Here is a 13,210-nt window from a genome sequence, read left to right as displayed (position 1 = left end):
CGCCTTCTGTTATCTTATCTTTAGAATTCTGCGTTCTTAGGAGTACGTGCAAATGGGATTACGTCACGGATGTTTTGCATACCAGTAACGAAGAGGATGAGGCGCTCGAAGCCAAGTCCGAAGCCACCATGTGGACAGGTTCCATATTTACGAGTGTCGAGATACCAGTCGTAAATCTCACGTTTCATACCGCGATTATCTATCTCTGCAAGTAGCTTATCGTAATTCTCTTCACGAACAGAGCCACCAATAATCTCACCGATATGTGGGAAGAGAACGTCTGTTCCCTGCATTGTCTTGCCATCAGGGTTCTTCTTCATATAGAACGACTTAATTTCGCTTGGATAGTCGGTCATGATGACAGGGCGTTTGAAGTATTCCTCAACGAGATAACGCTCATGCTCACTGCTGAGATCCATTCCCCAACCAGTGATTGGGAACTCAAACTTCACACCATCAGCAACTGCCTTCTGAAGAATCTCTATACCTTCAGTGTAAGTTAGGCGAACAAAATCCTCCTTGAGTACACCCTCTAAGCGAGCAATCAGTCCCTTGTCAATCATCTTGTTAAGGAATTCAAGGTCGTCCTTGCAATTCTCCAATGCCCAGCGAACGCAGTATTTAATGAAGTCTTCCTCAAGATCCATCAATTCATCCTTATCAATAAAGGCTACTTCGGGCTCAACCATCCAGAACTCTGCCAAGTGACGAGGCGTATTAGAGTTCTCTGCACGGAAAGTGGGACCGAAAGTATAGATAGCACCAAGTGCGGTAGCACCCAACTCACCCTCCAACTGACCAGATACAGTAAGGTTCGTGCGCTTACCGAAGAAGTCAGCACTATAATCAACCTCACCACCTTTTGCGACGCGATCGAGGTCGAGTGTCGTTACTTGGAACATATTTCCAGCACCTTCGGCATCACTACCAGTAATTAATGGAGTGTGGAAATAATAATAACCATGGTCGTGGAAGTACTTGTGGATAGCGATTGCCATATTGTGGCGAATACGGAATACAGCACCGAAAGTATTTGTGCGCAGACGCATGTGACCATACTTGCGCATGTACTCAAAGCTCTGCCCCTTCTTCTGCATAGGGTAGTCGCTTGGACAAAGACCATAGATTTCAATCTCTTTACATTGAATCTCCGACGTCTGACCAGCACCCTGACTCTCTACAAGCGTACCGATAACGCTGATACAAGCACCTGTTGTAATGCTCTTCAGTTTCTCATCGTCGATAGTAGTAGGGTCAACGACCACCTGAATGTTCTTGATAGTAGAGCCATCATTCAGTGCGATGAAGTCAACAGCCTTGCTACTTCTATGTGAGCGAACCCAGCCTTTTACATTAATATCTTTACCAAAGTCGGTGCAAGCAAGTGCATCGACGACTTTTGTTCTTTTCATCTTTGTATTGTAATTAGGACTTCTCAACAAGCTCAAAAGAAAAGGAAAAGGAATAAAGAGGGAATCTCTTTACACATTCTTTCCTTAGAAGTTTATAGTAGAAGTCTTTATCCTCGTTTATCCTCTCACCCCCTCCCTTCGGAGGGGCTTGGGGAGGGCTTCTTATTCAAATGCACCCATGCGCAGCATATCAACTTCCTTCTCTGTGAGGAAACGCCAATCGCCACGACGTACATTCTTCTTTGTTAGACCAGCGAACTGTACACGATCGAGCTTAACAACACGATAACCAAGACTCTCGAAGATACGACGAACGATACGATTCTTGCCACTATGAATCTCAATACCAACCTGTGCCAAATCGTCAGGACTAGCGTATTCAATGGCATCAGCCTTTATCTCTCCGTCTTCAAGCTCAATACCATCAGAGATTTTCTGAAGATCATTTGCTGTGACAGGCTTATCAAGGAATACATGATAAACCTTCTTCTTTAAGAACTTAGGATGTGTGAGTTTAGAAGCAAGGTCACCATCGTTTGTAAGAAGCAATACACCGGTTGTGTTACGGTCTAGGCGTCCAACAGGATAGATACGCTCTGGGCATGCACCTTTAACAAGATCCATTACAGTCTTACGCTGTTGTGGGTCATCGCTTGTTGTAACGTAATCCTTAGGCTTATTCAATAGGACATAAACCTTCTTTTCTAGTGAAACTGTCTTATCCTGAAAGAGTACAACATCAGTGCGTAGAACCTTACTTCCAAGTTCTTTAACAACCTCACCATTTACGGTGACAGCACCAGATAGGATGAACTCATCAGCCTCACGACGTGAACAAACACCAGCATTAGCTAGATACTTATTCAAACGAATTGGCTCGTTTGGATCGAAATTCTCTTCCTTATATTCAATGCGTTTCTTCATTGAATACTTTGCATTTGGATCATAATCTGCGGTACGCTGACGGTATCCACCTTGGTTATATCCACCACGGTTGTTATACCCACCGCGACTCTGATAACCGCCACGATTATTGTAACTACTGCGGTTCTGATAACCACCACGGTTATTATACCCACCGCGATTATTATATCCACCACGGTTTTGGTAACCATTTTGACGTGGCTGATAGCCACCCTGGTTTACCTGATAACCATTGTTGTTCTCTTCTCCTTCTGCGTTAGTGTTGTTGTTATAACGAGGGCGATAACCTTGTGACTGGTATCCTCCTTCTTCGTTATTATAACGTGGACGATATCCACCTTGCTGTGGTCTGCTTTGATAACCACCACGACTTTGGTATCCACCTTGGCGTGATTGATATCCTCCTTCTTCGCCATTGTTGTTGTTGTAACGTGGGCGGTATCCTCCCTGTTGAGGGCGACTTTGATAGCCACTACGATTGTTGTATCCACCACCATAGTTGCTTTGACGTGGGCGATAACCTCCTTGTTGTGGGCGGCTACTGCTTTGCAAGCCTGAACCAAAGCCCTCTGGACGGAAGCCACCTTCGTCGTTTCCACCATTAGCCTTGTCGCTGCTATAAGCACGCTGTGTGTGAATACGTGGACGTTGTGGGCGTCCTGTGCCACGGTACTCTCTTTGATAACCACCTTGTCCAGCTGCAGAATAGCCCTCACGGCCATTATCATTCTGTTCAGACTGAACCTCTTTGTTCTCGAATTCTTCTGCCATAATTGTAGTTTGCTTTAATGTTAACTACTGACCTCACGATCAATGAGTAATAAAGTTTATTATTCTTTTATTTCTAATTATTATTTGTTAGAACTCCTATTAGAAGGAGCTACTCAGTTTTATTAATAATCTTTCTTTTTAATGATTTATGGATATTTTAAATTCCAGTATAGTTGTGTGGAGTAATTGCCATGAGCTCTGCTTTTACGCTATCACTAACATTCAATGTCTGTATGAACTCATGAATTGTCTCCTCAGTCATCTTGTTATTGGTACGTGTGAGAGCCTTTAATGCCTCATAAGGATGTGGATAAGCCTCACGACGAAGGATAGTTTGAATAGCTTCAGCTACTACCGCCCATGTATCATCAAGGTCTTCACGTAGTTTCTCTTCATGGAGAATAAGTTTACGTAAACCTTTCAACGTACTTTGAATAGCGATAACGCTGTGACCAAGTGGTACACCTACATTACGTAAGACAGTAGAGTCTGTCAAGTCGCGCTGTAATCTACTAACTGGCAATTTCTGTGCTAAGAACTGCAAAATAGCATTAGCGACACCCAAGTTACCTTCGCTATTCTCATAGTCAATAGGGTTCACCTTGTGTGGCATAGCACTTGAACCAACCTCTCCGGCTTTAATCTTCTGCTTGAAATATTCCATTGATATATACATCCAGAAGTCGCGATCAAGGTCTATAATGATGGTGTTGATACGACGAATAGCGTCAAAGATACTACCCATGTGGTCGTAATTACTAATCTGTGTAGTCCATTGTTCACGTTCCAAACCTAGTTTCTCACTGACAAACAGATTGCCAAAAGCACGCCAGTCATACGTTGGATAGGCTACATGATGCGCATTGAAATTACCTGTTGCACCACCAAATTTGGCTGTAAACTTACAACTGCGTAAGGATTCCAGTTGCTCACTAAGACGATATACATATACTTCTATTTCCTTTCCTAATCGAGTAGGAGAAGCTGGCTGCCCATGTGTCTTTGCTAGCATTGGAACCTCTTTCCATTCTTCTGCATACTCTTTTAGCTGCTGAATAAGCTCTTCCACCTGTGGATAATACACCTCCTCAAGTGCCTCCTTGATAGACAGAGGAACGCTCGTGTTGTTGATGTCCTGTGAAGTTAAGCCGAAATGGATAAATTCCTTATACTCATCTAAGCCCCCAATCTTATCGAACTCCTCCTTAATGAAGTATTCTACAGCCTTAACATCATGGTTTGTTGTCTTCTCAATCTCCTTTACTCTTGCTGCACCAGACTCATCGAACTTGCGGTAAATATCACGTAGTTGTTCAAATAAATCATGGTTGAAACTTGCCAACTGAGGTAGTGGTAGTTCACAAAGAGTGATGAAGTACTCTATTTCTACACGTATGCGATAGCGAATAAGAGCATATTCTGAAAAATAATCAGCTAGACGTTCTGTTTTGTTTCTGTAGCGTCCGTCAATTGGAGATACGGCTGTTAATGTGTCGAGAGTCATAACAATGGATGATTAATAATAGGTGCAAATTTAGCAATAAAATCGGTAAACTCACAAGGATAAATAATAATAAAACAAAAAAGAAGACGCCTTTTATACAGATAAAAAGAAAACTTCGTAACAAGTGTTACGAAGTCTTCTCTTTTGTTGATAACCATTCGTGGGCGTTGACGGATTCGAACCGCCGACCCTCTGCTTGTAAGGCAGATGCTCTAAACCAACTGAGCTAAACGCCCTAAATTAAAATCCCTGCAACCCCGAAGAATCACAGGGAAACACCCCTTGTGGGCGTTGACGGATTCGAACCGCCGACCCTCTGCTTGTAAGGCAGATGCTCTAAACCAACTGAGCTAAACGCCCCTCACTTTCTGTAAGGCGAGTGCAAAGGTAAGTGTTTTTTTTGTTTCTGGCAAACAATTAAGGAATTATTTTAATGTAGGGTGCTATTATTTACATCTTTCTTTATTTCTATTTGATATCCTTCTGTTCGGTTATGTGTTGTACTTGTAGTAGGTCGTTAGGCTTGTTACACAAGCTCTTTTAGTATTCTTTCTGCTCCCTTTAATTTGCAAAAGGAGGCTCTACATTATCAGAGAAAGACTTTTATCATTGGGGGAAATAGATTATTTTACGTTAGATTTAAAGCCGTTTTCATCTAAAAAATAGTCTATTTTTAATAAGAAAATAAACAAATAATGAAGAAAAAATAAGCTAAAAACTCTGCCAAGAAGAGTTCTCCTCAAACATTGTGAACCATTTGTATTCAGATAAACAGACTTCTCCTCAAAAATAGAAGGAACCTAGCTGCAACACTGAACACTAATATTTACAACAAAATCATTTGTTTTTTTACCCATATTACTTCGTCTCTTTTTCTAAAAGTTCGTACATTTGTAAGCAGTATCAATCAATACCAAACAATGAAATATATACTATTACCTAAACAAGATAAGCTCCATCAGCTACCTTTCTATTTTGCTGTAGAAGAATACGTTGCCCATCATTACCCCGATGATGATTATTTCTTGGCATGGCGTGTACCCCCTACTGTAATGTTAGGGCGCAATCAACTGATTGAAAATGAGGTGAACGTTGATTATTGCAAGGCACATTCTATCGACATATTCAGGCGTAAGAGCGGTGGAGGATGTATCTATGCCGATGAAGGGTGCATACAGTTTTCGTATATATCACACCTTTCTAATGCGAATGAAGCCTTCGTTCAATACATGAATCGCATGGCTAATTTGCTACAAAGTATTGGTATCAATGCCCAATTATCAGGGCGAAATGACATCCTCATCAACGACACGAAGGTTTCAGGATGTGCTTTTTATCAACTTAACAACCGCTGTGTTCTGCATAATTCATTGCTTTTTAACACACAACTATCGCATCTTTCAAATGCACTCACGCCCTCACTTGCGAAGCTCAAGAGCAAAGGAATAGATTCTGTTAGGCAACGTGTTACCAACGTATCACAATATACTGACATTGAAATAACCGACTTCATGCGCTATGCCCAACAACAATTCTGCCATAGTGAGGTGTTAGAATTGACCGAAGAGGATATGAAAGGAATTGAAAGAATCGAACAGGAGTTAGCCTCCGACAGCTTTGTTTATGGTAAAAATCCGAAGTATTCTATTGTAAAAAAGCATCGTTTCGAGGGGGTGGGAACACTGGAAGCGCACATAGAACTAAAGAATAACACGATTGTAAGCATCAATTTGATGGGCGATTATTTCCTCCTTGGAGATATTGATAACGCTCTTCTGAAACCATTAAAAGGCGTGGAGTTTACGAGAGAGGCTGTTGAAAATATTTTGAAAACTACTGATTTGTCAACTATCATACGTGGCTTTCAACTCTCACAACTGCTCCGCTTGCTCTTTGGACGCAAACCACACGTGATGAAACCAGAGTGGTTAAAGATTGATCTAACATCGAAGAAGTCAACTGGCGAGACTGCTGGAATCTTGTCGAAACACCACATGAACACCATCTGTACGAGTGGCTTATGTCCAAACAGGGCTGAATGTTGGATGGCACGCACGGCAACTCTGATGATTGGGGGCGATATCTGCACCCGAAAATGCCGTTTCTGCAACACTTTGAGTGGGCGACCAAGAGCATTAGATAGCAACGAACCAACAAGAGTAGCCGAATCCATCAAGGCTTTGGGACTGCGTTATGCCGTCATCACATCGGTGGATCGTGACGATTTAGACGATTATGGAGCTGCACATTGGGTACAGACAATCAAGGAAATACAGCGTTTGAACCCCGAAACAAAGGTCGAACTACTTATCCCTGACTTTATGGGTAAAGCTGAACTCATACATCAGGTGATGGCAACAAAGCCTCATGTGGCTGGTCATAACATGGAGACTGTACGCCGACTGACGCCTTCTGTGCGTTCAGTAGCACAATATAACCGAAGTTTAGAGGTGTTGCATGAGATTACGGAGTGCGGTATTACAGCCAAAACAGGCTTTATGTTGGGCTTAGGAGAGACCCACGAGGAGATATTAGAGACGATGGATGACATTCTCAAAACGGGTTGTAAGCGTCTAACCTTGGGTCAGTACCTTCAACCAACAGCCCACCATCTCCCCGTATCAGCTTATATTACACCCGAACAATTTGCCGATTACAAGCGCATTGCATTAGAGAAAGGATTCAAGCATGTGGTGAGTGGACCGCTGGTTCGCTCTTCTTATCATGCTGCAGAGGGGTAAAACAAGATTGAGAATAGGCTTTCCCCTACCCTTTACTGACATGGTTTAGATAGAATGACACAATGACTGATTGTCGTAATAACATATTTCTAAGATAGAGGAGACGTGTTTTTAGCCATAAAGACACAATGACAAGTCACCTTAATGACATATTTCTATGACAGAGGAATACAGGTACACGACCTTCCGTTAGGCGCTTCTCCTCCTTTAACTATCAAACAAATGTTCAATATCATGCTGCTTCATAACCGCAATAATCGGTTCGCCAGATGGCGTGTAATTGACATTTTCACAAGTGAAAAGCTCATTCACAAGGTTATCCATCTCACTATTGGTCAATACCTGACCCTGTGGAATAGCAGCATTACGTGCTAAACTCAAAGCGAGGGTACGATCGATATCTTCCTTCACACTTGCCCCACTCTCCGCAGCCGACGCCACCATATCTTGGATAAGACTAACAGCATTGAGCCCTTCGATGCCTGCTGGCACTCCATTCACAGCATAACTATCACCACCGAGACTATCCAATTGGAAGCCCATCTCTGCCATTTCAGGGAGGATGCGATCGATGATTAACTTGTCAGATACGGTGAATTGTACCACTTCTGGGAATAGAACCTTTTGCGAATGAGCCTTATGAGATGACAACTGACGCAAGTACTCCTCAAATAAAATGCGTATATGGGCACGGTGTTGATCGATAATCATCAAGCCAGACTTCACCGCTGTCATGATATAACTACCCTTATACTGATAGTGTGAAGGTGACTTTTCCTCTATCATCGATTCGTTTGTAGAGGCTGTAGAGGCTGATGAAATAATCAAACTCTCGTCTGTTGGAGTCGTATTAACATCTAAATCATCTTGTTCAAAGAGTTTTGATTGGCGTATCTCAGCATTCCCATCCAAACCAGAGTACAACTCCTCCCAACCCTCTGGCACACTCGGATTCTGCGGTTGGGCAGTTTGTTTAAAAGGATTGAACGATGGGTTGATTTCAACCTTCGGTGCTTTAGTTCCTGAATGAGGGTCGAATACAGGAATATCAGGCTTCCCCTCGGTATCAAAGTCAATCGAAGGAATATCATTAAAGCGCCCCACGGCTTCTTTCACAGCTGCTAAAAGAATCTGCCAGATGGCTTGCTCATTCTCAAACTTTATCTCCGTCTTTGTCGGATGAATGTTTACATCAATGTTCGTAGGCGGTACTTCAAAATAAAGAAAGTAAGGAATCTGCTCTCCCTGAGGGATAAGTCGATCGAACGCAGTGATGACCGCCTTATGAAAATACGGGTGTTTCATATAACGTTCATTAACGAAGAAGTACTGCTGGGGCGTCTTCTTGCGTGCAGACTCTGGTTTCCCAACAAAGCCATGGATATGACATAGACTTGTGTCAACGTCTATTGACAAGAGATCTTGGTTCAGTCTCTTCCCAAACACCTCAACAATTCGCTGTCTATAGTTGCATGATCGCAGATTAAAAAGCTCTGTTCCATTACTATATAAGGTAAAGGCTATATGCGGATAAACCAATACAATGCGTTCAAAAGCATTGATGATATTATTCAATTCGGTGGTGTTCGACTTCAAAAACTTGCGTCGTGCAGGTACATTGAAGAAGAGATTCTCAACCAAGAAATTACTTCCTACAGGGCAGGAACAAGGTTCCTGATTCGTAAAACGACTACCCGAGATAGACAGATGAGTACCAAGATCATCATTCGCCATGCGTGTCTTCAATTCTATCTGCGCCACCGCAGCAATCGACGCAAGTGCTTCTCCACGAAAGCCCATGGTATGGAGTGAGAAAAGATCATCTGCCTTACGTATCTTAGAAGTTGCATGTCGCTCGAAAGAGAGGCGTGCATCAGTCTCTGACATACCCTTTCCGTTATCAATCACTTGGATAGATGTGCGCCCCGCATCGACTACTAAGACATTAATTGACGTTGCTCCAGCGTCGATGGCATTCTCTACTAGCTCCTTGATAACGGATGCCGGGCGTTGAATAACCTCTCCCGCTGCAATCTGATTGGCTACACTATCGGGTAAAAGTTGTATGATATCACTCATTGATTAATAATGCTTAAGCAATAAACAAGAATAAGATAAGCAGTGCTATAACACCTGCAGAGAGTATCAAAGACACCCACATGGCTGTGAAACGATTGTATTTGTGTGTCAAAACTTGTGGTCGCAAGCTATGAGAAAGACGCCTTTGAAGTTCCTCACGATACCCCTCCTTTGGCTCATCTTGCTGTTCTAACTCATTTTTCGCACGCTTCTCTATATCCGAGAGAAACTCTTTACGTTCATCAACATACATGTATTCATGATGAAAACGACGGGGCTTTGATGATTGAAAGAAGAACATATTTCAAAGGAGTTAATGATGTTAATAATGTGAGGAGAAGTTGACCTATTGTCGGAAATGATTCTACCTATTGTCGTAAATGATTACGACAATAGGTTGACAAGGGGTCACTCTATACGTTGTCGAGGCGGCAAGATGACTTGAGCATTACGCTTGGTAGCTTCCGTCTTACGTGCCGCACGACGGAAGATGTCATTCTTATCCTTTGGACGAACATTATCAAAAAGCTCAAAGTGAGGCAATGTCAGGCGATCAGGAGGGATCTGCGTCATTGGACTAATCACACCATCTGCCTTGGACATCCATATTTTTTTCAACTTACGTTCGGGTGTTATGAACATACTAAGGGTATCTGTCTCCGTGTAATTATGCCCTATCAACGTACTGTCTTTATCGGTATGATAGAACACAACTTCTACGTTTCCCCATGCGTCCACACGCCTAACAGCACCATTGACAAAGTCTGCACGCATGTCACGTGACGATATTTGATTATAGTGTTGCTTATCTGGAAGCGTCTCAATAGAGAACGCATTACCATAGACAAAAGCCTGTCGAATGGTGGAATCATTCATGTATGCCTTGATCGAATCACCTACTAGTTGACGGTTACCACTCCATACTATCGGGTAGTCATACATAGTCATACAGGAGTCTTTCGTATTAGCAACAAGGAATCCACATACGGCTTGTACATCCGTGCGGAACGCCCTCACGTTATTGACGCCATAGATTTCACGATACATCTTAGGCGTGTTCATGTAGAATCCCTTCATACTAATAGTGTCGGCATGAACGAATAGTGTGTCACCCTGAGAGAAGTCCTTTGCAATCGGACCAGGCTTTCCGCCAAATGCTATAGCCGCCGAGTCAGTATAGTGAAGATAGTCTCCTTTGAAGGCATGTTTCTGTTTCTCATCTATATAATAGACGTTCCCTTCCCCTGTTCCTTCGTGCGTGTTGCTATTATAAGTAAGGTCGCGACCAGTGATTGTACGCTGGTTTAGCTTATCAATAATCTTCACATTACCATGTCCCTCACTATATCCAGACTTGGCATTGTAGATTACTTCATCACCAGTAATCACTCTCTTTTGTCGCCGATCATCGATCTTCACATTACCACGAGCAGTGCTATGACCAGTCTTCTCATTATAGAATACGTCTTGACCTATTATGGTTCTGTCATTTGCCTTATCGACTATCTTTACATTACCATGCCCTTCGGCTTCACCCGTCGAACTGTTATAAACGATGTTATCTCCCTCTACATCTTGCTTTGGAGATGTAATCGTTGAATGACCATTAAGCTCCATGTTGTCAGTTCGACTATTATAAGTTCCATCGCTAGTATGCACGACTTCGCCCTTTGCTGTTCGAATAACTGACTTGCCAACAACGTGTACCAAACCGGTTTCTGTATTACCATGTGCCTCTGGAGTTGTGATTCTGTACTTAGGAGTAAACATAACAACATTACCAAAGAAGTTCGCATCGTGGCTCTCTGTGTTATAATCACCTTGATCGGCAATAACAGTATTTCCATTGTAAACCAAGGTTCCACGACCACCGAAGTAATTGGCAACTTTCGATGTCATGTTATAGTCTAAGCTATCACAACGCAACGACTTTCCAGGCTGACGAACAACAACCTTTTCTCTTACATGAACCATCTGAGACATACCATCATAGTGAAGACGACGACAATCAAGCGTCACTCCACCTGGTCGAGTCATATGAACTTTACCGAAAGCTTTAAACCAATTCGATTGGTCATTGAAGTATGCACTATCACAACTAAGCGTCATTCCCTTATAACGCAACCGAACATTACCCTTTGCAATCTGCACATCTGGCATCAACATCTGGTTGTGTCTAAGGTTATCAGCATGGTCTATATAGAACTTACTACCCTTCTTTTCCGTCACTTTCTGAGCCATAGAAGGGTAGTTATAGCATAACCCAAACAGGCATAGAATCGTGATTAACATGATTCTATGCCCGCAAAGCTTATATATATAAGTGTTTTCTAATGTCATTTAATCCAACCTTCATACTTGAACTTACAATCCTTGTAGCGAGGATTCATTCGAACATAAGTGTTCTTAATCTTGCTTACTACCCAGTCATGAATTATCTCTTGACGACGATGAGCAATAACTATATCACGCATAGTTTGGAAGTCTTCTGTTATCGTAGCTCTATGTTCGTCGGTACGACTCTTTAGCTTTACGATAGCACAAACAACCTTCCCTCGATTGTTAACCATCTGAAAAGGAGCAGAGATCTCACCAACTTTCATGGTGTCAACAACTCGTGCTACTTCCGTTGGTAAGTCCTTCATCTTGAAGCGTGAAGTGCGTGAGTTATCTGACGAGTTGACCATGAGACCATGATTATTCTTCGTATCTTTGTCATCAGAAAGATATGCGGTAGCATCTTCGAAAGTGAATTTCTCTTTGCGAATATCGCGCCCAATAGAGTCCAACCTTTCCTTTGCAGCATCAATAGAAGCCATTGATACACGAGGTTTCAATAGGATATGACGACAATTAATCTTATCTCCTCGACGGTCAATCAACTGAATGATATGATACCCAAACTCGCTCTCTACAATCTTAGAAACCTTCTTGGGATCAGTCAAGTTGAATGCTACTGCAGCGAAAGCAGGGTCTAACACTCCTCTTCCCATATAACCTAATTCACCGCCCTGACGCGATGATCCAGGGTCTTCGGAGTACAAACGTGCTAAAGTGGCAAAGGATGTTTCCCCCTTTGTTACACGATCCGTATAGTCACGTAGTTGGTTTTTAATACGATTAACTTCCTCTGTCTCCACCTTTGGTGTTTGTGTCAAAATCTCTACTTCCACGGTAGTTGGAATCATAGGAATACTATCCACTGGTAGCTTCTTAAAGTATTCTCGCACCTCTGCTGGTGATACTTTCACATCACCAACAAGCTTTTCTTGCATCTTCTGAACCAACTGACGATTCTTATAATCATCGTGTAAGTCTTGTCTAAGTTGTGCTATACTCTTATGTTGGAACTCCTCTAGTTTCTCCTTAGAACCTATTTGTGGCAAGGAAATCCAGTAGTTGATTTGTTGATCAACTCCCTGTGCTATCTCCGACTCAGTCACCTCTACACTATCAAGAGCAGCCTGATGAAGGAAGAGTTTCTGCACTGCTATTTGTTCAGGCAGCACACACTCTGGGTCTCCATCCCACTTCATTCCCTCTGCTTCTCCCTGCAGTTTCATGATCTCGACTTCGGACTTTAAGATTGGTTCATCACCCACAACCCATATCACCTCATCGACAACATTATTGGCTTTATCAACCTGGTTCGTATCTACCGAATCTGTTAGAACTAGCGGTGCAGAGGCACGAAAGGCACCTGCATGCAAGCCCATTGCCACAAGCGTAACGCCTATGAGCAAAGCACCTGTCTTACATTTATTTATCTTCATCTGATT

The 13,210-nt window shown here is 42.5% G+C and carries 8 protein-coding genes and 2 tRNA genes; 1 reads left to right on the top strand and 9 read right to left on the bottom strand.

Features of this window, described 5'->3' with window-relative positions:
• Nucleotides 1–20: 20 nt before the first annotated feature.
• The 5 genes from asnS to O3603_RS08635 all read right to left on the bottom strand — a co-directional run bounded on the left by asnS (nucleotide 21) and on the right by O3603_RS08635 (nucleotide 4,971).
• Nucleotides 21–1,412 carry an asparagine--tRNA ligase gene (gene asnS, locus O3603_RS08655; protein ID WP_371522228.1) on the bottom strand — a complete coding sequence of 464 codons (1,392 nt, stop codon included), beginning with the start codon at nucleotides 1,410–1,412 and terminating at the stop codon, nucleotides 21–23.
• A gap of 162 nt (nucleotides 1,413–1,574) precedes the next feature.
• Entirely contained in the window at nucleotides 1,575–3,107 is a 1,533-nt protein-coding gene (locus O3603_RS08650) for a pseudouridine synthase (protein ID WP_315441273.1), read from the bottom strand.
• A gap of 157 nt (nucleotides 3,108–3,264) precedes the next feature.
• Nucleotides 3,265–4,611, bottom strand: a complete 1,347-nt coding sequence (purB, locus tag O3603_RS08645) for an adenylosuccinate lyase (protein WP_371522225.1) — start codon at nucleotides 4,609–4,611, stop codon at nucleotides 3,265–3,267.
• A gap of 161 nt (nucleotides 4,612–4,772) precedes the next feature.
• A tRNA-Val gene (locus tag O3603_RS08640) sits at nucleotides 4,773–4,847 on the bottom strand.
• A 49-nt stretch (nucleotides 4,848–4,896) separates the two neighbouring features.
• Nucleotides 4,897–4,971 (bottom strand) — tRNA-Val (locus tag O3603_RS08635).
• Between the two features lie 560 nt (nucleotides 4,972–5,531).
• Between O3603_RS08635 and lipA the strand changes: the two genes are divergently transcribed.
• Nucleotides 5,532–7,352 (top strand): lipoyl synthase, encoded by a 1,821-nt coding sequence (lipA, locus tag O3603_RS08630; RefSeq protein ID WP_371522223.1) that lies wholly within the window; start codon nucleotides 5,532–5,534, stop codon nucleotides 7,350–7,352.
• A gap of 207 nt (nucleotides 7,353–7,559) precedes the next feature.
• On the opposite strand, the gene mutL is transcribed toward lipA, so the two are convergent.
• The 4 genes from mutL to O3603_RS08610 all read right to left on the bottom strand — a co-directional run bounded on the left by mutL (nucleotide 7,560) and on the right by O3603_RS08610 (nucleotide 13,204).
• Nucleotides 7,560–9,431 (bottom strand): DNA mismatch repair endonuclease MutL, encoded by a 1,872-nt coding sequence (mutL, locus tag O3603_RS08625; RefSeq protein ID WP_371522221.1) that lies wholly within the window; start codon nucleotides 9,429–9,431, stop codon nucleotides 7,560–7,562.
• A gap of 13 nt (nucleotides 9,432–9,444) precedes the next feature.
• Nucleotides 9,445–9,732: a ubiquitin carboxyl-hydrolase gene (locus O3603_RS08620; protein WP_371522219.1), complete on the bottom strand. Its 288-nt coding sequence runs from the start codon at nucleotides 9,730–9,732 to the stop codon at nucleotides 9,445–9,447.
• A gap of 107 nt (nucleotides 9,733–9,839) precedes the next feature.
• Entirely contained in the window at nucleotides 9,840–11,672 is a 1,833-nt protein-coding gene (locus O3603_RS08615; protein WP_371522217.1) for an OstA-like protein, read from the bottom strand.
• A 95-nt stretch (nucleotides 11,673–11,767) separates the two neighbouring features.
• Nucleotides 11,768–13,204: a peptidylprolyl isomerase gene (locus O3603_RS08610; RefSeq protein ID WP_009434455.1), complete on the bottom strand. Its 1,437-nt coding sequence runs from the start codon at nucleotides 13,202–13,204 to the stop codon at nucleotides 11,768–11,770.
• Between the last annotated feature and the right edge of the window lie 6 nt (nucleotides 13,205–13,210).

It is taken from the genome of Prevotella sp. 20925_1_30, assembly GCF_041433025.1.
GTDB classification, from domain to species: Bacteria; Bacteroidota; Bacteroidia; order Bacteroidales; family Bacteroidaceae; genus Prevotella; species Prevotella vespertina.
The sequence above is the reverse complement of the archived record's forward strand: the minus strand, read 5'-3'. Positions and strand labels throughout refer to the sequence as shown.